This window comes from Knoellia sp. p5-6-4 (assembly GCF_029222705.1).
GTDB lineage: Bacteria > Actinomycetota > Actinomycetes > Actinomycetales > Dermatophilaceae > Pedococcus_A.
Genome location: NZ_JARGZF010000001.1, coordinates 2,313,875 through 2,331,758 on the forward strand (window position 1 = coordinate 2,313,875; position 17,884 = coordinate 2,331,758).

18 protein-coding genes are annotated in these 17,884 nt (G+C 72.7%); 6 read left to right on the forward strand and 12 right to left on the reverse strand.

The window, feature by feature from the left end:
* Positions 1-90 precede the first annotated feature (90 nt).
* Both P2F65_RS11260 and P2F65_RS11265 read right to left on the reverse strand, forming a co-directional pair.
* A complete protein-coding gene (locus tag P2F65_RS11260; RefSeq protein ID WP_345803687.1) occupies positions 91-381 on the reverse strand; it encodes a glyoxalase in 291 nt (96 codons plus the stop codon).
* Between the two features lie 3 nt (positions 382-384).
* Entirely contained in the window at positions 385-1,146 is a 762-nt protein-coding gene (locus P2F65_RS11265; RefSeq protein ID WP_275807068.1) for an NYN domain-containing protein, read from the reverse strand.
* A gap of 42 nt (positions 1,147-1,188) precedes the next feature.
* On the opposite strand from P2F65_RS11265, the gene P2F65_RS11270 reads away from it, so the two are divergent.
* A complete protein-coding gene (locus tag P2F65_RS11270; protein WP_275807071.1) occupies positions 1,189-2,466 on the forward strand; it encodes an MFS transporter in 1,278 nt (425 codons plus the stop codon).
* A gap of 92 nt (positions 2,467-2,558) precedes the next feature.
* Positions 2,559-3,632, forward strand: a complete 1,074-nt coding sequence (locus P2F65_RS11275; protein ID WP_275807074.1) for an NAD-dependent epimerase/dehydratase family protein — start codon at positions 2,559-2,561, stop codon at positions 3,630-3,632.
* Between the two features lie 35 nt (positions 3,633-3,667).
* Here P2F65_RS11275 and P2F65_RS11280 read toward each other — a convergent pair whose 3' ends face one another.
* From P2F65_RS11280 to P2F65_RS11290, 3 genes are read right to left on the reverse strand one after another with little or no spacing between them, the layout of a single operon-like run.
* Positions 3,668-4,555, reverse strand: coding sequence for an oxygenase MpaB family protein (locus P2F65_RS11280; protein WP_275807077.1), 888 nt, complete (start codon positions 4,553-4,555; stop codon positions 3,668-3,670).
* Between the two features lie 41 nt (positions 4,556-4,596).
* Complete coding sequence (locus P2F65_RS11285; RefSeq protein WP_275807079.1) at positions 4,597-5,259, reverse strand: response regulator transcription factor; 663 nt, start codon at positions 5,257-5,259, stop codon at positions 4,597-4,599.
* The gene (locus tag P2F65_RS11290; protein ID WP_275807082.1) at positions 5,256-6,452 is read right to left on the reverse strand and encodes a sensor histidine kinase; all 1,197 of its coding nucleotides are present in this window, start codon (positions 6,450-6,452) and stop codon (positions 5,256-5,258) included. Before P2F65_RS11290 ends, P2F65_RS11285 begins: the two co-directional genes overlap by 4 nt.
* Before the next feature lie 209 nt (positions 6,453-6,661).
* Between P2F65_RS11290 and P2F65_RS11295 the strand changes: the two genes are divergently transcribed.
* The gene (locus P2F65_RS11295) at positions 6,662-7,384 is read left to right on the forward strand and encodes a hypothetical protein (protein WP_275807085.1); all 723 of its coding nucleotides are present in this window, start codon (positions 6,662-6,664) and stop codon (positions 7,382-7,384) included.
* Between the two features lie 98 nt (positions 7,385-7,482).
* On the opposite strand, the gene P2F65_RS11300 is transcribed toward P2F65_RS11295, so the two are convergent.
* Positions 7,483-7,887 carry a hypothetical protein gene (locus P2F65_RS11300; protein WP_275807089.1) on the reverse strand — a complete coding sequence of 135 codons (405 nt, stop codon included), beginning with the start codon at positions 7,885-7,887 and terminating at the stop codon, positions 7,483-7,485.
* Between the two features lie 47 nt (positions 7,888-7,934).
* Between P2F65_RS11300 and pdxH the strand changes: the two genes are divergently transcribed.
* On the forward strand, positions 7,935-8,615 hold the full coding sequence (gene pdxH / locus P2F65_RS11305; protein WP_275807092.1) for a pyridoxamine 5'-phosphate oxidase: 681 nt from the start codon (positions 7,935-7,937) through the stop codon (positions 8,613-8,615).
* 6 nt (positions 8,616-8,621) lie between these two features.
* On the opposite strand, the gene P2F65_RS11310 is transcribed toward pdxH, so the two are convergent.
* Positions 8,622-9,119 carry a phosphate-starvation-inducible PsiE family protein gene (locus P2F65_RS11310; protein WP_275807095.1) on the reverse strand — a complete coding sequence of 166 codons (498 nt, stop codon included), beginning with the start codon at positions 9,117-9,119 and terminating at the stop codon, positions 8,622-8,624.
* A 238-nt stretch (positions 9,120-9,357) separates the two neighbouring features.
* On the opposite strand from P2F65_RS11310, the gene edd reads away from it, so the two are divergent.
* Together edd and eda are read left to right on the forward strand one after the other, a co-directional pair.
* Positions 9,358-11,268 (forward strand): phosphogluconate dehydratase, encoded by a 1,911-nt coding sequence (edd, locus tag P2F65_RS11315; RefSeq protein WP_275807098.1) that lies wholly within the window; start codon positions 9,358-9,360, stop codon positions 11,266-11,268.
* On the forward strand, positions 11,265-11,921 hold the full coding sequence (eda, locus tag P2F65_RS11320) for a bifunctional 4-hydroxy-2-oxoglutarate aldolase/2-dehydro-3-deoxy-phosphogluconate aldolase (RefSeq protein ID WP_275807101.1): 657 nt from the start codon (positions 11,265-11,267) through the stop codon (positions 11,919-11,921). The genes edd and eda overlap by 4 nt, the downstream gene beginning before the upstream one ends.
* 286 nt (positions 11,922-12,207) lie before the next feature.
* On the opposite strand, the gene P2F65_RS11325 is transcribed toward eda, so the two are convergent.
* The 5 genes from P2F65_RS11325 to P2F65_RS11345 form a co-directional block, all read right to left on the reverse strand.
* Positions 12,208-12,852: a malonic semialdehyde reductase gene (locus P2F65_RS11325; protein ID WP_275807104.1), complete on the reverse strand. Its 645-nt coding sequence runs from the start codon at positions 12,850-12,852 to the stop codon at positions 12,208-12,210.
* A 73-nt stretch (positions 12,853-12,925) separates the two neighbouring features.
* Positions 12,926-13,990 carry a LacI family DNA-binding transcriptional regulator gene (locus P2F65_RS11330; RefSeq protein WP_275807108.1) on the reverse strand — a complete coding sequence of 355 codons (1,065 nt, stop codon included), beginning with the start codon at positions 13,988-13,990 and terminating at the stop codon, positions 12,926-12,928.
* Between the two features lie 83 nt (positions 13,991-14,073).
* Positions 14,074-15,948 (reverse strand): ABC transporter ATP-binding protein, encoded by a 1,875-nt coding sequence (locus P2F65_RS11335; protein ID WP_275807111.1) that lies wholly within the window; start codon positions 15,946-15,948, stop codon positions 14,074-14,076.
* Between the two features lie 5 nt (positions 15,949-15,953).
* Positions 15,954-16,871, reverse strand: a complete 918-nt coding sequence (locus tag P2F65_RS11340; RefSeq protein ID WP_275807114.1) for an ABC transporter permease — start codon at positions 16,869-16,871, stop codon at positions 15,954-15,956.
* 13 nt (positions 16,872-16,884) lie between these two features.
* Positions 16,885-17,874 (reverse strand): ABC transporter permease, encoded by a 990-nt coding sequence (locus P2F65_RS11345; RefSeq protein WP_275807117.1) that lies wholly within the window; start codon positions 17,872-17,874, stop codon positions 16,885-16,887.
* Positions 17,875-17,884 lie beyond the last annotated feature (10 nt).

Below are 17,884 nucleotides of genomic sequence, written 5' to 3' on the forward strand. Positions count from 1 at the left end.
AGGGCTGCTCGGGCTCCAGGAACTCCAGCCGGTTGCCGAACGGGTCGGAGGCGTAGAACCGTCGGTGCCCGGGGAACTTCCCGTCCCAGGTCACTCGACGCCGGCCTCTTCCAGTGCTGCCGCCAGTGCCGGCAGGTCCTGGACGAGGATGCCCGGGTGGGCCTTGCGGGCAGGGGAGAAGTCCTGCTCGACACCGAGGTGGACCTCCAGTCCGCCGCCGCGGAACCAGCAGCCACCCCGGGCCGCCAGCACGGGGGGCTTCTCCAGCTCCTCCATGCCGAGGACGTCGGCCCAGAACTCCCGGCACGCCGGCTCGCCTCCCGTCGGGATGGCGAGCTGGACGTGGTAGAGCGTGCCGAGGGCAAAGGCTCTCGTCGTCATGGGCTAGCGCCTCGCGCTCCTGGCTCGGCGCTTGTCGCGTACGGCGAGGGTGGGCTTGCCCTCGTCCTTCATGTCGAACAGGTCGGTCGCCTCGAGCAGCTTGCTCAGCTTGGCGTAGCCGTAGTTGCGCGGGTCGAACGACGACTGGTTCGCGATGTGCTGGCCGACGGTGCCCACGAGCGCCCAGCCGTCGTCGTCGGCGGCCCCCTGAACAGCCCGCCGGAGCAGCGTGACGAGCTTGGCGTCCTTCTTGAGCTCGGCGGTGGGCACCCGCAGCCGCGCGGGCCGGGCCTCGGCCTCGGTCGTGTCGGCCGCCGCGTCCTCCTCCTCGACGTCGAGCTGGTCGAGGACGAGGAACCGCGAGCAGGCGCTCTTGAAGGGCTCCGGGGTCTTGCGCTCGCCGAACCCGTAGACGGCTGCGCCCTTCTCGCGCAGGTGCATGACGAGCGGGGTGAAGTCGCCGTCGGAGGAGACGATCGCGTAGGCCTCGGGCTGGTCGGTGTAGAGCAGGGCCATGGCGTCGACGACGAGCGCCATGTCGCTGGCGTTCTTGCCGCTGGTGTAGTCGTACTGCTGCATCGGCCGGATGGCGTTCTCGTGGAGCACCCCCGCCCACCCGCGCAGCTCGGGCTTGGTCCAGTTGCCGTAGGCGCGCCGGATGCTCGTCTCGCCGTAGCCGGACAGCTCGTTGAGGATGAGGTCGATCCGGCGGGCCGACACGTTGTCGGCGTCGATGAGCAGCGCGATCCGCGCCTTGGCTTCCATGCGGCTGCACGCTAGCCGACGCCGCGTCGTAGGGTCCTGCCTGTGCCCCTGCTGCTCGACCTGACGCCGCTGCGCGTCAGCCCCGAGTACCGGCGGCTCTACACCGGCTTCACGTTCAGCAACGTCGGCTCGCAGATGGCGACCGTGACCATCGGCCTGCAGGTCTACGACCTCACGAAGTCCACCGCCGCCGTCGGTCTCGTCGGCCTCTTCGCGCTGGTGCCGCTCGTCGGGCTCGGGCTCTACGGCGGCTCGCTCGCCGACCACCACGACCGCCGGCTGGTCGCGCTCGCGGCCCAGGGAGCCAGCTGGCTCACCAGCATCCTGTGCGCGGTGCAGGCCTTCCTCGGCAACACCAACGTGTGGGTGCTCTACGCCTTGGTCGCCCTGTGGAACGGCTCCTTCGCGGTGGCCTCGCCGTCGCGGACCTCGATCTACCCGCGCATCCTCGAGTCCCGCCTGCTGCCGGCGGCCAACGCGCTCTCGGTGTTCGCCATGAACGCCTCGCTCACCGTGGGCCCGCTCCTCGCGGGCGTTCTGGTCGACTGGGGAGGCTTCCGCACGGCCTACGCGGTCGACGCCGTCGTCACGACGGCCGCGCTCTGGGGGCTCTGGCGCCTGCGCGCCCTGCCGCCCGAGCCGCACGACGACGAGCACGCGGCGACCCGGCCCGGGCTGCGGTCGGTGCTCGACGGCTTCCGGTTCCTCAGCACCCGACCCAACGTGCGCATGACGTTCGTGGCCGACATCGCCGCGATGTTGCTGGCCCAGCCGCGGGTGCTGTTCCCGGCTGCCGGTGCCGTCATCTTCGGCGGCGGCGCCAAGACCGTCGGAGCGCTCAGCGCCGCCGCGGCGGTGGGCGGCATCGTGGCCATGGCGTTCTCGGGGCGCCTCGGCCACGTGCGTCGCCAGGGCGTGGCGATCCTCGTCAGCATCGTCGGGTGGGGCTTCGCCATCGCGGGCTTCGGGGTGGCGATGCTCGCCAGCGGCGGCGCACTCACCCAGCAGCAGGCGCTGTGGGCGGGGCTCGCCTGCATGGCAGTGGCCGGGGCCTCCGACTCGGTGAGCGCCGTCTTCCGCACGACGATCCTGCAGTCAGCTACGCCCGACCACCTGCGCGGGCGCCTCCAGGGCGTCTTCATCGTCGTCGTCGCGGGCGGCCCGCGGCTCGGTGAGCTGGTCGGCGGTCTCGCGACGAAGGTGCTGGGGGAGGGCTGGACCGCCGTGGTCGGTGGCCTGCTGTGTGTCCTGGCCATCGGCGTCCTCGCCCGCCTGCAGCCCGGCTTCGTCCGCTACGACTCCCGCCACCCGACCCCGTAGGCCCCGACTGCCCGCGAAGGCGTGGACAACCGGCGACCGAGCGGCCCCGGTCGCCCCGTGTTTCGATGGGCACCCGGCCTGATGGAGGCAGCGTGCAGGTCGTCGTCACCGGAGCGAGCGGCATCGTGGGCAGCGCGCTGCTGCGCGCCCTGACCGGCCGCGGCCACGACGTCACCGCGGTATGCCGCCGCGTCCCGCAGGCGCCCGGCGCACCCGGGCGCGCCGAGGGCGTGACCTGGGTGTCGCACGACCTCGCCGACCGGGCGGGCGACTCCCGTCTCCCGCAGTTCGTGCGCGACGCGGACGGCGTGGTGCACCTGGCCTGGGGCCTGCAGCCGATGCACAACCGCGGACACCTGCGCCGGGTCGACCTCGGCGGCTCCCTCGCCGTCATCCGCGCGGTGCGGGCCGAGCGTGTGCCGCACCTGGTGTTCGGCTCGTCGGTGGGCACCTATGCCCCGCGGGTCAGCGACGAGGTCGTCGACGAACGCTGGCCGGCGACCGGCATCCCGGGCTCGGTCTACAGCCGGCACAAGGCGTTCGTCGAGCGGGTCCTCGACCGGGTTGAGGAGGCCGGCGACGACCTCGTGGTGGCGAGGACGCGGCCCTCGCTCGTCGGCCAGCGCGCGGCGGGCAGCGCCATGCTGCGCCTGGGCTTCCCGTTCCTGCTGCCGGCCCCGCTGCTGCGCCACGTGGGCGTGCTGCCGCTCGACCGCGGCTTCGCGCTGCAGTTCGTTCATGCCGACGACGTGGCCGACGCGATGGTGCGCATCCTCGAGTCGCGGGCCGGAGGGGCGTTCAACCTTGCCGCCGACGGTGTGCTGCGCCAGCCCGAGATCGCTGACGCCTTTGGTGGCTGGCCGCTGCACCTGCCGCGACCCTGGGCCCTGCGGCTGGTCGGGGCCCTCTGGCGGGCGGGCGTGCAGCCGCTCGACCCGGGCTGGCTGGAGATGGCGTTCAGGGTGCCGTTCATGGACACCGCCCGGGCGCGCGACGTGCTGGGGTGGCAGCCGCAGCACACCGCTCGCGAGGTGCTCGACGAGGTGGTCGCCGGCATGGCCGACCGCGCAGACGGACCCTTCCCGCCCCTGCGGGCACGGACCCCCGGCGACGAGCTCGGGTACCTGCTGCGGCACGGGCCGGTCTGGTGGCGCCCCGAGACCTGACCCGCGGTCGAGCAGCGTCCCGGGCGAGGGTGAGGTCAGCCCGAGCGGCGGTGGCGCACGTCCTCGTCGGTGCGCATCGCCCAGCGGACGACGGAGGTCGCCGCGCCCCCGAGCGGCCGGCCCACCAGGTGCTCGGTGACGGGCAGCCACGGCAGCCGCAGCGGCCGGCGGGCCCACCGGGGCAGCATCGCCACGGCACCGGCCGCCAGCGCGGCATACCCGGGGCGTGCGGCGAGCGGCAGCGGCGGGTGCACGAGCAGGAAGCGGGCGGCGTCGCGGGCCTCCGGCGTGCTGGCCAGCTCGGATCGGTAGGACTCGATGCCCTCGCGCAGCTGCGCCACGGTGGTCGGCGGGTCCAGCACCCCCAGCCGGCTGGCGACCACGGCGGTCTGCTCGACGTAGGTGTCGGCCTCCTCGGGGGTGAGCGGCTGCTCGGCGTACCGCTGGTAGGAGGTCAGGAAGCTGTCGGCCTCGGTGAGGTGCACCCATCGCAGCAGGTGTGGGTCGTCGGCGGCGTAGGCCCGACCGTCCGGGGCGACCCCGCGCACCCGGCGGTGGATGCCGCGCACCCGGGCGATCTGCCGCTCCGCGTGCTCGATGGTGCCGAACGTCGTCGTGGCGAGGAACTCGCTGGTGCGCTGCAGGCGGCCCCACGGGTCGCCCTTGTAGCCGGAGTGGCCCGCGACGCCGGCCATGGCCAGCGGGTGCAGCGACTGCAGCAGCAGGGCGCGGATGCCGGCCGGGAACATCGAGGCGTCGGCGTGCACCCGCCAGATGGGGTCGTCGGGGGTGAACCACCGTGGGCCCTCGGTGAGCCAGATCGCGGCGGCCTTCTCCCGGGCGTCCTCGCCGGCCACCCGCGACCGCAGGGCGCTCGCGAGCTGGGTGCGCGCCAGGCTGAGGGCGGGGTCGAGTGGGCTCACGTGACGTCGAACGGCACAGCGGCGGTCGAGGTTCCGCCGGTTCAGGCCTCGCCGGGGCGCACCAGACCGGTCTCGTAGGCGGCGACCACTGCCTGCACCCGGTCGCGCAGGCCCAGCTTCATCAGCACGCTCGAGACGTGGGTCTTCACCGTCGCCTCGCCGAGGTAGAGGTCGGCCGCGATCTCGGCGTTGGACATCCCGCGGGCCAGCAGGGCGAGCACGTCGCGCTCGCGGGCGGTCAGCGTGTCGAGCACCGCCGAGCGCTGGGTCCGCCCCGGGGTTGCGGCGGCGAACGACTCGATCACCCGCAGCGTGACCGAGGGGTCGAGCAGCCCACCGCCGCCGGCCACCGCGCGCACGGCGTCGATGAGCTGCTCAGGCGGCGAGACCTTGAGCAGGAAGCCGCTCACCCCGGCCCGCAGCGCGCCCTCGAGGTACTCGTCCTCGCCGAAGGTCGTGAGGATGACGACCCTCGTCTGGGGGCTGGCGGCCAGCACCCGCCGCGACCCCTCGATGCCGTCGACGTGGGGCATCCGCACGTCCATCAGCACGACGTCCGGGCTGGTCTGCGCCACGACGTCGACGGCAGCCGCGCCGTCCGCGGCCTCGCCGACCACCTCGATGTCGGGCTCGGCCGACAGCACCATGCGCAGCCCGACCCGCACCATGGCCTCGTCGTCGACCAGCGCCACCCTGATGGTCATGACCACCTCCGGTCGAGGGGGAAGCGGGCGTCGACCTCGAAGCCGCCGCCCGGCAGCGGCCCGGCGTCGAACGACCCGCCGAACATCGCGGTGCGCTCGCGCAGTCCCACCAGGCCGTGCCCCCCGATGGCACCGTTGGCGGGTTCGACCCCGTCGCGGTCGGTCACGCCGGAGCGCCCGGTGCCGCGGCCGTCGTCGGCGACGACAACGCGGATGTCGTTGTCCTGCCGGTGGATCCGCACCTGCGCGTGCGCCTGTGGGGCGTGCCGCAGCACGTTGGTGAGCCCCTCCTGCACGACCCGGTATGCCGCGACGTCCAGGGCGCGGGGCAGCTCGCCGAGGTCGCGGCTCACCTCCAGGCTCACGTCGAGCCCCGCGGCGCGCACGTCGGCCACCAGCTCGTCGGCCCGGGCGAGCGAGGCCGGGGCCACGGGCGCCTGCGTCTCGGAGTCGTCGCGCAGGATGCCCACGGTCGCCCGCAGCTCCTCCACCGACTGGCGCCCGAGCCGCTCGAGGCCGAGCATGACCTCGCGCTCCGCCGGGCGGTCGCGGAGCACGTCGTCGAGCTGGCGGCGCAGGCCCCCGATCTGCAGGGTCATCACGCTCACCGAGTGCGCCACCGAGTCGTGCACCTCGCGGGCGATGCGGGCGCGCTCCTCCACCACGGCGGCGTGGGCGCCGGCCTCGCGCTGGGCGTCGATCTCGGCAGCCATCGCGGCGAGCTGCCGGCTGCGCTGCTGCTCCCGCCGGACGAGGGTGCCTGTCCACCAGGCGGGCACGAAGATCGCGGGGAAGAAGATGGTGTCCCAGGTGAGGCCGTGCTGCACGGCGTCGGTGGCGACGAAGACGGCGATGCTGGCCAGCACGGCCGCTCGCGACCGGGTGCGGGTGTCGGCGAAGCCGGCCCACGCCACGGCGATGAGCATGGAGATGAGTCCGGTGCCGCCCGGGCCGGGTGCGCCGAGCAGGGTGCTGAACGGGTAGAAGCAGGCCACCGCGACGGCCCCCACAGCGGGCCAGCGAGCGGCGACGAGGAAGCCCGCACTGATCCAGGCGGAGGCGAGTGCGAGCTCGGCGAAGTGGACGTGGAACTCGGGGTCGAACCACGCCTCGTTGAGGCCGAGCAGGCCCATCGCCACGGCCGCGGCATACGGGACGAGCCGCGGGTCGCGCAGGCGGGCGGTGGTCGACATGGCCGAAACCCTAGGGCGGCAGGGGCGCCGGCGTATCCCCCTTGGGAGGGAGAGGTCGGCGAGGAGCTCCGTCTCGTGGGGGAGGCCAGCTCGGTGCGCCGCGGGGGAGCCGCGCTGAGGGCGGGCCGGCGGAGGGTTGTCCTGTCGCCGAGCACCGGCGGACGCCCGGAGGGTCCGGGCCACGAGAACGACCTCGAGAAGGAATCGCCATGACCGCCAACAGCTCCACCCTCGGCGCCACCAACCGCGCCGCCGCACCGTCCGCCTCCGGGGCAGCCGAGGATGCCCGGCGCGCCTCGTCCCGGATCCTGCCAGTGGCCGCCGCCATCGCCCTCGTCGCCGGACCCGTCCTCTGGTCGCTGGGGATGTTCACCTCCCCGCCGTCCGACTCCATGGCCGACGCCGACTACATCGCCTCCCTGGCACGGGACACGACGATGACCCAGGTCTCGGCGCTCTTCCTGCACTACGGCAACCTCGCGATCGCCCTCGGTGTGCTGGCCGCGCCGTCGCTGGTGCGCCGGGCCCGTGGCGCGTGGCTGACGGTGGTCGGGGCCCTGCTCACGACCATCGGCTTCGCCAACGTGTCGGGCATGGTGCTCAGCGACTGGTGGAACGCCTCGGCCGGCCGGGCTCTCTCCAGCGAGCAGGCGGTCGAGGTCTTCCGCGGCGTCAAGGAGGCCTCGCTGCTGTGGATGTGGGACGGCACCGAGCTGTTCAGCCTGGTCGGGCCGATCCTGCTGCTGGTCGGGCTGGCCCGTGCCGGGGTGCTGGGCTGGTGGACCATCGCCTTGTTCCTCGGTGGCGTCGCCGGGCTGATGGCCTTCGGGGCCGGCTTGCCCGTCGTGGTCGCGGTGATGGTGCTCATCGGGTTCTCGCCCTTCGCCCTCATCGGCCTCCGGCTCCTGCAGCGCAGCCGCCTGCAGTCGTAGGCGCACACAGCACGGCACCCGTCACGGCGGCGCCCGCCCTCCGCGTTGACGGAGGGCGGGCGCCCTGGTGCTCAGGGGGCCTTCGAGCGGGAGACCCCCTACCGCGGCCGGCGCTTGGGCAGCTGGCGGGGGAGCTGCCGCACCCGCTCGGACGTGGACGGCATCTCGTGCGGTCGCTTGCGCATGGTCAGGTCACTGCGGGCGACCAGCTCGGCGAGCGGCGTGGTGGTGGTGGGGTGGGCCGCGATCGGCTCCTCACCGGAGAACACGACCCAGACCGGCTCGTCCGACTCCTGCCGCGGGTCGAAGGTCTTCAGCACACTGCCCTCGCGCACGGTGGCGGCGTGCTCCACAGCGCGACGGCGGGCCTTCTGGCGCTCCATCGCCTTCTTGGCTGCCGCCATCGCCGGGTCCTTGGCCTGTTGCGCAAGCACGACGACGTGGGGGCCGTACTTCACGCCCCACTTGACGATGTTGCCGACTGCCTTGCCCCGATCTGGCATTCGCGCCTCCCTGTGTCGTGGCTGGGCTCTCACCCTAATCTCGTGCCATGACCGATGCGCACCGTGTGGACTACACCGGCGAGGGGCTCTCCGAGGTCGACATCGCCCCGACGCCCTGGCAGCAGGCGCATCAGTGGGTGGCCGAGGCCCAGGCGCGCTCGCGCGAGCTCGGCGACGTGCCCGAGCCGCTCGCGCTGTCCGTGGCCACTGTCGACCCCGACGGCCGGCCCAACGTGCGCACCGTGCTCATGCGCTTCTTCGACGAGCGGGGGCCGGGTTTCGTCACCAACACCGAGTCGACCAAGGGCCTGGAGATCGCCGCGACCGGGGGGATCGCCGCCTCGCTCACCTGGCCGGCGATGTTCCGCGCCATCCGGTTCCGCGGGGCCTCCGAGCCGCTGACCCGCGAGGAGGTCGCGGGCTACTTCGGTTCGCGGCCCTGGGCCTCGCGCATCAGCGCCTGGGCCTCGCAGCAGTCGCGGCCGATCGAGGGCAGGGCTGGCCTCGAGGAGGCCTACGAGCGGTATGCCGCGCAGTGGCCGGATCGCGGCAATGTCGACGACGTGCCCGTCCCCGACTTCTGGGGCGGCTACCGGGTGGTCTGCGACGAGGTCGAGTTCTGGGGCGGCCGGCGCAACCGGCTGCACGACCGCCTCGTGTTCACGCGCGTGGGGGAGGGCTCCCTCGACGAGCCGAGCGCGTGGCGGCTGCACCGCCGGCAGCCCTAGCTGTCCTCAGCCGGTTGCCGGGGAGGGCTCGGTCAGGTCGGGCCTGCCGTCGCTGTCGCGGTCACCCTCGGTCGGCTCGCGCTCCTTGCGGCGCAGCAGGAAGCCGGCCACCGAGAGCACGACGATCGTGACGGTGAGGATGCCGATGAGCCAGATCATGTCCTGGAACTCCGGCTTGCCGAGCAGCTCGGGCGCCTTCACCGACAGGACGACGATCTCCTTCAGGGACGCGATGATGCCGACGAGGATGAACGGCTCGGCGACGAGCTCGCGCCGCGAGAGCGTGGTGCGCACGGCGAAGAGCAGCTCGACGACGATGAAGACCAGCAGGAGCAGGTCGAGCACCTTCGCGGCGACGTCGGTGACATCGTTCGTGCCCAGCTTGAGGAACTCGAGGACGGCACGGACGAGGACGACGGCGGCGATGACGAACAGGATCATCGCGACCACGAGGTAGACGACGTTCTCGGCCCGCTCGATGGCCTTCTCGGTCCAGTCCTTCATGGGGGCATCCTCGCGCCGAGCCGGGGCTCAGCACCACGACACGCCGAGTGGTCGTGTGACGGAACCCCATCTCGCGACGTGGTCTACCCGTCCGTATGACGGGATGGGATGGCAGGGTTCTGGAGTCGGGGACGTCGCTGGCCCTAGTGTGACCGGTGCCACACCAGACGCGAGCGCCACCGTCGCCGTTCGCCCGTGGCCCCTTTCCGGGCCGCCTGCGAACCGCGAGGAGAACACCGTGCCCCGTCCTGTCCTGCCCGTCCATCCTGTCGTCGCCGACGTCACCGCGAAGGTGGCCGAGCGCAGCCGTGCCAGCCGCGCGGCATACCTCTCGCGCACCTCGGCGGCCGCGGCCGAGCGTGGCCTGCGGCCGGCCCGGGCTGACCTCGGGTGCAGCAACCTCGCCCACGCCGTCGCCGCGTGCGGCGGCTCCGACCGGGTCGCGATGACCGGGGTGAGCGCGGTCAGCCTCGGCATCGTCACGTCCTACAACGACATGCTGTCGGCCCACGCGCCCTACGAGCACTACCCGCAGGCCATCAAGGACACCGCCCGGGAGGTCGGTGCGGTGGCACGGGTGGCCGGCGGCGTGCCGGCCATGTGCGACGGCATCACGCAGGGCCGGGCCGGCATGGAGCTGAGCCTCTTCAGCCGCGACGTCATCGCCATGTCGACCGCGATCGCGCTCTCGCACGACGTCTTCGACGGTGCGCTGATGCTCGGCGTCTGCGACAAGATCGTCCCCGGCCTGGTGGAGGGGGCCCTGACCTTCGGGCACCTGCCGACCGCGTTCGTGCCCGCCGGTCCGATGGCCTCGGGGCGGTCGAACGCCGAGAAGGCCGAGGTGCGCAGGGCGTTTGCCGACGGGAAGGCCGGGCGCGAGGAGCTGCTCGAGTCCGAGATCGCCAGCTACCACTCGCCGGGCACCTGCACCTTCTACGGCACCGCCAACTCCAACCAGCTGCTCATGGACGTCATGGGGCTGCACCTGCCGGGCGCCGCGTTCGTGCACCCCGACGACCCGGTGCGCGCGGCCCTGACCGACGCGGCCACCCGGCGGGTCGCCGAGATCGCCTCGGGCGAGCAGGTCTACGGCATCGGCCAGGTCGTCGACGAGAAGGCGGTCGTCAACGGGGTCGTGGCCCTGCTCTCGACTGGCGGCTCGACGAACCACACCATGCACCTGGTCGCCATGGCCGCCGCGGCGGGCATCCACCTGACCTGGGACGACTTCGACGAGCTGTCGGCGGTCGTGCCGCTGCTCGCCCGGATCTACCCCAACGGCCCCGCCGACGTGAACCACTTCCACGCCGCCGGCGGCACCTCCTTCCTGGTGCGCAGCCTGCTCGACGCGGGCCTGCTGCACGAGGACGTGCAGACCCTTGCCGGGCCGGGCCTGTCCCGCTACACCCAGCGTCCCGTCCTCGACGCCGAGGGCGCCCTGTTGTGGGAGGACGTGCCGCTGGAGTCGGGCGACCGCGCCGTGCTGCGCCCGGCGACCGACCCCTTCGCGCCCGACGGCGGCCTGCGGATGCTGCGGGGCTCGCTCGGCAACGCCGTCATCAAGGTCTCGGCGGTCGCGGAGGAGCACCGCGTCGTCGAGGCCCCGGCGCGGGTGTTCACCGACCAGGTCGGTTTCCTCACCGCCTTCTCGCGGCGCGAGCTCGACCGCGACGTCGTGGTCGTCATCCGCGAGCAGGGCCCGTCGGCCAACGGCATGCCCGAGCTGCACGCCCTGACGCCCTCGCTGGGCGTGCTGCAGAAGCGGGGGTATGCCGTGGCGCTGGTGACCGACGGCCGCATGAGCGGGGCGTCGGGCGCGATCCCCGCGGCCATCCACGTGACGCCGGAGTCGGTGCACGCGGGGCCGATCAGCCGAGTGCGCGACGGCGACGTGGTCCGCCTCGACGCCAATGCCGGCACCCTCGACGTGCTGGTCGACCCCGGCGAGCTCGCCTCCCGCCCGCCGGCGATGCGTGCGGCCCCGGAGGAGTACGGCACCGGGCGTGAGCTCTTCCACCCGCTGCGCACCGCCGTCGGCCGAGCCGACGAGGGTGCCCACGTCTTTGCCACACTGGCTCGCACCGCCGAGCTCGGTGACCACACCCTGACCCCCACCATCACGCCACAGCAGGAGCAGACCCGGTGAGCCCCACCTTGCAGCACCACGAGATCCGCAGCGGCGCCGACGTGCTCGACATCTCGCCCGTCATCCCCGTGGTGGTCGTGGAGTCCGCCGAGCAGGCGGTGCCGCTCGCGCAGGCGCTGCTGCGCGGCGGCATACCGATCATCGAGATCACACTGCGCTCGGAGGCCGGGCTGGCCGCGATCGAGGCGGTGGCCAACGAGGTCGAGGGCATGGTGGTCGGCGCCGGCACCGTGCTGACGCCCGAGCAGGTGGCCCAGGTGCGCGACGCCGGGGCGCAGTTCCTCGTGACGCCCGGCTCGCCGCCGCGGCTGCTCGAGGCGGCCGTGCGCTCCGGCCTCCCGCTGCTGGCGGGTGCCGGCACCCTCACCGAGATGCTCACCCTGGCCGAGGCCGGGCTGACCGCGATGAAGTTCTTCCCGGCCGAGGCCAGCGGCGGCCGGCCCTACCTCTCGGCCGTGGCCGGCCCGTGCCCGCACCTGCGGTTCTGCCCGACCGGCGGGGTGACGCCCGAGAACGCCCGCGACTACCTGGCCCTGCCCAACGTCGGCTGCGTGGGGGGCTCGTGGCTGACGCCGAAGGACGCGCTGACCCGGGGCGACTGGGCGCGGGTGGAGACCCTGGCCGCCCAGGCCGCCGCGCTTCGTCGCGCCTGAACAACCCTCGGTGGGAGGGGCATGGAACAGCCCGCGGGCCTGCCTGCCGAGACGAGCGGCTGGCACTGTGCAGGGGACGACCTGCACGACCCGCGGGCTGCGGTGATGCTGGTGGGATTGCGCGTCAGCGCAGTTGCCGTGCGCCTAGCGCCCAGTCACCTCACGCGTCCAATGAGAAATCACTTCCTGGACCACCTCCCTTCCGTGTGCCACGACGGTAAGCCGGGGTTCGGCGTCGAGGCAACACATTTCGGGCACCGAGATGGTTGGCGGTCCGAGGCCGGACTCAGACCGAGGCCACGACCTCGTCGTAGTCGAGACGGGGCAGGCGCTGGAGCCAGGCGTCCTCGCCAGGCTTGCCGATGTTCATGACCACGAGGGTGCGGTGGCGGCCGTCGGGGAAGAACTCGCGGTCGACCGCCTGGGCGTCGAGGCCGGTCATCGGGCCGGCGGCCAGGCCGGCAGCGCGCACACCCATGGTGAAGTAGCCGATCTGCAGGGCGGCGTTGAGCTTGGCCGCCTCCTCCCGGGCGCTCTCGTTGCCGGCGAAGAGGTCGCGGGCGCCGGGGAAGTGCGGGAACACCCTCGGCAGCTCGTCGTGGAAGTCGACGTCGGCGGCCAGGATCGCGACGAGCGGCGCGCCCTCGGTCTTGGCCTTGTTGCCGTCGGCCATGAGACCGACGAGCCGGGCGCGGGCCTCGTCGCTGCGGACCAGCACGATGCGCAGCGGCTGGTTGTTCATCGAGGTCGGCGCCCACTTCACCAGGTGGTAGATCGCCCTGACCTGCTCATCGGTGACGGGCTCGTCGGCGAAGGTGTTGGCGGTGCGGGCCTCGCGGAACAGCAGGTCCTGGGCGTCGGGGTCGAGCGCGAGGGGGGCGTCGAACTCGGCCTCGTAGTCGGTCAGGGTGTCGGGGGAGATCTGCGTCATGTCTCGTTGAACATTCAACGAGAGTTGGCTATTCCGCGCTGGGGTAGGAGATTCTGCCGGGGTTTCCTTGCCGTCACTCGCCCAGAGATGTCCGTTCCGTCCCCACCGTAGCGGCAGGGAGGGCCGGGCCGTCCCAGGGGCACCCGCACGAGCCGCGCACCACGACCCGGGTGGGCAGGATCTGCGGCTCGACGTCGCGGGTGCGCCCCTGGATCCGCTCGTGCAGCCGGATCGCACCCCAGCGGCCGAGCTCGGCGGTCGGCTGCTGCGCCGTGGTCAGGCCGGGCGCGACGTAGCGCGAGGCCATCAGGTCGTCGAAGCCCACCAGTGCGACGTCGTCGGGCACCCGCACCCCGCGGCGAGCCAGGTGGGCCATCGTCGCGAGGGCCAGCTCGTCGTTGGCGCAGACCAGGCCGTCGACGCGCCCCGGGTTGGCCATCAGCACGTCGACGGTCTGCGGCGCGGACTCCTCGTCGAACCACGCCGGCACGGGCGGGAGCGCCTCCGCCATCCCGGCGGCCGACAGCGCGCCGGTGAACCCGGCATACCGCTCGTGGATGTCGTAGGACGCCTCGGGGTCGCCGGCGAAGAGCAGGCGGGTGCGCCCGTGGCCGAGCAGGTGCTCGGTCAGCGCGGCGGCACTCTCACGGTTCTCCGTGACGACGCTGTCGCACCCCTCCAGCGGTGCCCGGCCGAGCAGCACGGTCGGGGTGCTGCGGGCGAGGGAGCGGACCAGCGCGTCGCTGGCGGTGCCGTGGGTGAGCACCAGGCCGTCGACTCGCGCGGTGAGCGAGCGCAGGGTCGTCTCGAGGTCGGCGGCCGACCCGGACAACACCACGACGACCGACTGGCCGTACTGCGCCGCCGTCGACTCGAAGCCCGCCAGCAGCTCGGCGAAGTAGGGCCCGGTCAGGCCCGGCAGCACCAGCCCGTGGGCCTCGTGCCGCGGGGTCTCGACTGCCCGAGAGGCGCGCAGCGGCACGTAGTCGAGCTCCTCGACCGCGCGCAGCACCTTCTGCCGGGTGACCGGGGACGTGCGCGCCGAGCCCTGGAGCACGCGGGAGACCGTCGCGATCGAGACCCCGGCACGCTCCGCCACGCTGTAGATCGTGACCGGGCGGTCGTCGCCCGGAGTCACGCCGGTGCCTCCATGGGAGGTCACCCTGCCGGGGAGACCGACAAAGCACAAGGGCACCGCCGGACCCGGCCGGGGGTACACCCTCAGGACACCTGCTCGAAGGGGTTGGGGATGGCCTCCAGCAGGGTGCGGGTGTAGGCGTCGGTGGGGTTGCGGATGACGTCGAGGGCCGGGCCCTGCTCGACCACCCGGCCGCCGTTGAGCACGATGATCTCGTCGGCCAGCAGCCGTGCGCTCAGCAGGTCGTGGGTGATGTAGAGGACACCCAGGTCGCGGCTGCGCACCAGCTCGTGGAGGAGCTCGAGGATCTCGGCGCGGATCGAGACGTCGAGGCTCGAGATCGGCTCGTCCGCCACGACCAGCTCGGGGTCGGCGGCCAGGGCGCGGGCGATGACCACGCGCTGGCGCTGCCCGCCGGACAGCTCGTAGGGGTAGCGGTCGAGGAACCGTGCGCTCGGCGTCAGCGCCACCGTCTCGAGGAGCTCGGCAGCGGCCTCGTCGGCCTCCTTGGCGCTGAGCCCCCGGTGGTTCCGCAGCGGGCGGGTCAGCGCGTAGCGCAGGGTGAGCGCCGGGTTGAGGGAGGAGTACGGGTCCTGGAAGACCATCTGCACGTTGCGCCGGTAGTCGCGCAGCGACCGGGTCCCCAGCTGCTCGACCGCGGTCTGGGTGCCGTCGCTGCCGGTGAAGCGGATGACGCCAGCGGTCGGCCGCTCCACCCCGGTGATCATCCGGGCCAGCGTGGTCTTGCCGCTGCCGCTCTGGCCGACGAGCGCCGTGACCTCGCCCCGGCGGAGCGAGAAGCTGACGTCGGTGACCGCCTCGGTGCGCTCGACCCGCAGCCCGCGGCGGCGCTCGAACACCTTGGAGACGCCGTCGACGGTGAGGAAGACCGGCGCCTGCAGGGCCCGCTCGGAGTCCGCGCTCGTCTTGACGAACTCCGGCCCGGCGAAGCGGCGGGTCGGAGCGGGAAGGTCGGCGACGGTGTCGGCGCCGGGGGTGCGCTGCAGCCGCGCCACGTGGCAGGCCGCGCTGCCCCGGCCGAGCGGGGCGAACTCCGGCTCGACGCTGGTGCAGCGCTCGATCGCCTCGGGGCAGCGTGGCGCGAACCGGCAGCCTTCGAGCGGCCGGCTCAGGTCCGGCGGGCGGCCCGGGATGTAGGTGACCCGCACGGTGTCGGCCCGGGGGTTGCTGTAGGAGCCGAGCAGCCCCTTGGAGTAGGGGTGCAGAGGGTCGGCCACCAGTCCGGCGGCCGGCTGCTCCTCGGCCAGCCGGCCGGCATACATCACCAGGATCCGGTCGGAGAGCTCCATCACCGTGCCGATGTCGTGGCTGATGAACAGCACCGCGAAGCCGAGCTCCTTCTGGAGCCGGCGCACCGCATCGAGGATGGATCGCTGCACGACGACGTCGAGCCCGGTGGTGGGCTCGTCAAGTAGCACGAACCGCGGCCGGTTGACCAGGGCGAGGGCGAGGTTGACCCGCTGCTTCATGCCGCCGGAGAGCTCGTGCGGGTAGGCGCTCATGAACTTCGGGTCGATCATGACCATCTCGAACAGCTCTCGGACCCGCTCGCGCACCGCGTCTGCGCGCAGGTCGCTGTGCTGCTCGATGGCGTCGCGGAACTGCGCCTCGACCCGCATGACGGGGTTGAGCGAGTTCATGCTGCTCTGGAACACGGTGGCGATGTCGCGCCAGCGCCGCACCCGCAGGTCGTCCTCGGGGGCGGTGGTGATGTCGTCGCCGTCGAAGGTGATGGAGCCGCCGCTGATCCGGCCGGGCCGCTCGAGCAGCCGCAGCAGCGCCATGGCCAGGGTGCTCTTGCCGCTGCCCGACTCGCCGATGAGGCCGACGAACTCGCCGTCGGCGATGTCGAGGCTCACCCGGTCGACCGCGGTCAGCGACGGCTGGCTCCTGGGCTCGTAGCGCACGCTGAGGTCGCGCACCTGGAGAAGGGTCATGACGGTCAGTCCTCTCGCAGGTGCGGGTTGCTCAGCAGGTCGACGCCGAAGTTGATGAAGGTCAGGCTGGTGATGAGGAGCGCCAGGGTCAGGCCGGGCACCAGCACCCACAGCCAGAGGCCCTGTGCCACAGCGCCCTGCGCGTCCGCCTGGTAGAGCATCGTCCCCCAGGAGATCGAGCTGGGGTCGCCGAGGCCGAGGAACGACAGGCCGGCCTCGGCACCGATCGCGCCGGTCGCCGCCCCGACGAAGCCGGCCGCGACCAGCGACGTCATGCTCGGCATGATCTCGCGGAAGATGATGCGCCAGGTGCCCTCGCCGGCGAACTTGGCGGCGGTGACGAAGTCGCGGTTGCGCAGCGTGATGATCTGGGCGCGCTTGGCCCGCGCGTGCCCGGCCCACGACGTGATGCCGATGACGAAGACGATGAGCGGCACGCCGCGCACCTCGGAGTAGGCGACCAGCACGATCATCAGCGGCAGCACGGGCACGACCAGGGCGACGTTCGTGAAGAACGACAGGACGTCGTCGGTGAGCGTGCCCTCCTTGTAGCCCGAGATCATCCCGATGACGAGGGCGATCACCGTGGCGAAGAGGCCACCGAACAGCCCGACCAGCAACGAGACCCGGGTGCCGTAGACGAGCTGCGAGAAGATGTCGCCGCCCTGGCTCGTGGTGCCCAGCAGGTGCTCGCCGCTCGGGGGCAGGAGGGGCCCGAAGTCGGTGCGGGTGCCCTCGTAGGGGGCGATGAGCGGCGCGAACACCGCGACGAGCACGAACCCGAGCAGCAGGAGGATGCCCACCCGCGCCTTGGTGCTGCTCCAGATGAGCTGCCACCAGCGCGTCTCCGGCGGGGCGACGACCTCGGGGGCCTCGCTGCCGACGGGCAGCTCGGTGCCTGTCTGGACGACTCCGGCGGTCATGACTGTGCCTTTCTCACGACTCGGCCCTTCTCGCGCGCGGGTCCAGCACGCCGTAGAGCATGTCGGCGACGAGGTTGGCCAGGAGGACGCCGACGATGATGAACAGCAGCAGGGTCTGCAGCAGGGGGAAGTCGCGGTTGCCGATGGCCTCGCCCATGAGGCGGCCCATGCCCGGGTAGTCGAAGATGGTCTCGACGAGGATGGACCCGCCGAGCACGCCACCGAGGGCGATCGCGAACCCGGTGACGCTGGGCAGCAGAGCGTTTCGCGCGGCATACCGCAGGGCCACGACGCGGTCCGGCAGGCCCTTGGCCTTGGCGAGGCGGATGTAGTCCTCGCCCAGGTTCATGACCATGGTGTTGCGCATTCCCAGGATCCAGCCGATCGGGGCCGTCACCAGCAGCGCCATGGCCGGGAGGATGGAGTGGTATGCCGCGTCGGCCACGAAGCCGGCGTTCCACCCCGGCTGCGACGTGCCGTAGCCGCCGGCGGTGGGGAACCAGCCGAGCGTGTAGCCGAACCCGAAGAGCAGCAGCAGCGCGATCCAGAACGACGGCAGCGTGCCGACGAACGTCGAGCCGAGCGTCACCACGCTGTCGAACCGGCTGTTGCGCCGCCAGGCGGCGTAGGCGCCGAGGGTCACCCCGATGACGAAGGCCAGGGTCTGGGTCACGCCCACGAGGACCAGCGTCCACGGGACCGCCTGGCCGATGACCTCCGTCACCGGGTAGGGGTAGTAGGTGTAGGAGAGCCCGAAGTCACCGCGCACCAACGCCTTCAGGTAGGCGACGTACTGCTCGAGCAGGCTCCCGTCAGGGGCGCCGAGCATGGCCCGCATGGCCTCGACCGCCGCCGGGTTCAGCTGGGTGTCCCGGCCGGCGAGCTTCTGCACCATGACCTCGGCCGGGTCGCCCGGCTGCATCCTGGGGATGATGAAGTTCAAGGTGATGGCGGCCCAGAGCGTGGCGAGGAAGAACCCGATCCGGCGGGCGAAGTACCTCATGCGGGCCGCC

Bases quoted from the DNA above. Each gene is read 5' to 3' on its own strand.
- P2F65_RS11260 (WP_345803687.1), bottom strand. From the start codon at position 381: ATGACGACGAGAGCCTTTGCCCTCGGCACGCTCTACCACGTCCAGCTC.
- P2F65_RS11265 (WP_275807068.1), bottom strand. From the start codon at position 1,146: ATGGAAGCCAAGGCGCGGATCGCGCTGCTCATCGACGCCGACAACGTG.
- P2F65_RS11285 (WP_275807079.1), bottom strand. From the start codon at position 5,259: ATGACCATCAGGGTGGCGCTGGTCGACGACGAGGCCATGGTGCGGGTC.
- P2F65_RS11290 (WP_275807082.1), bottom strand. From the start codon at position 6,452: ATGTCGACCACCGCCCGCCTGCGCGACCCGCGGCTCGTCCCGTATGCC.
- P2F65_RS11295 (WP_275807085.1), top strand. From the start codon at position 6,662: ATGACCGCCAACAGCTCCACCCTCGGCGCCACCAACCGCGCCGCCGCA.
- P2F65_RS11300 (WP_275807089.1), bottom strand. From the start codon at position 7,887: ATGCCAGATCGGGGCAAGGCAGTCGGCAACATCGTCAAGTGGGGCGTG.
- pdxH (WP_275807092.1), top strand. From the start codon at position 7,935: ATGACCGATGCGCACCGTGTGGACTACACCGGCGAGGGGCTCTCCGAG.
- P2F65_RS11310 (WP_275807095.1), bottom strand. From the start codon at position 9,119: ATGAAGGACTGGACCGAGAAGGCCATCGAGCGGGCCGAGAACGTCGTC.
- P2F65_RS11325 (WP_275807104.1), bottom strand. From the start codon at position 12,852: ATGACGCAGATCTCCCCCGACACCCTGACCGACTACGAGGCCGAGTTC.
- P2F65_RS11335 (WP_275807111.1), bottom strand. From the start codon at position 15,948: ATGACCCTTCTCCAGGTGCGCGACCTCAGCGTGCGCTACGAGCCCAGG.
- P2F65_RS11340 (WP_275807114.1), bottom strand. From the start codon at position 16,871: ATGACCGCCGGAGTCGTCCAGACAGGCACCGAGCTGCCCGTCGGCAGC.
- P2F65_RS11345 (WP_275807117.1), bottom strand. From the start codon at position 17,874: ATGAGGTACTTCGCCCGCCGGATCGGGTTCTTCCTCGCCACGCTCTGG.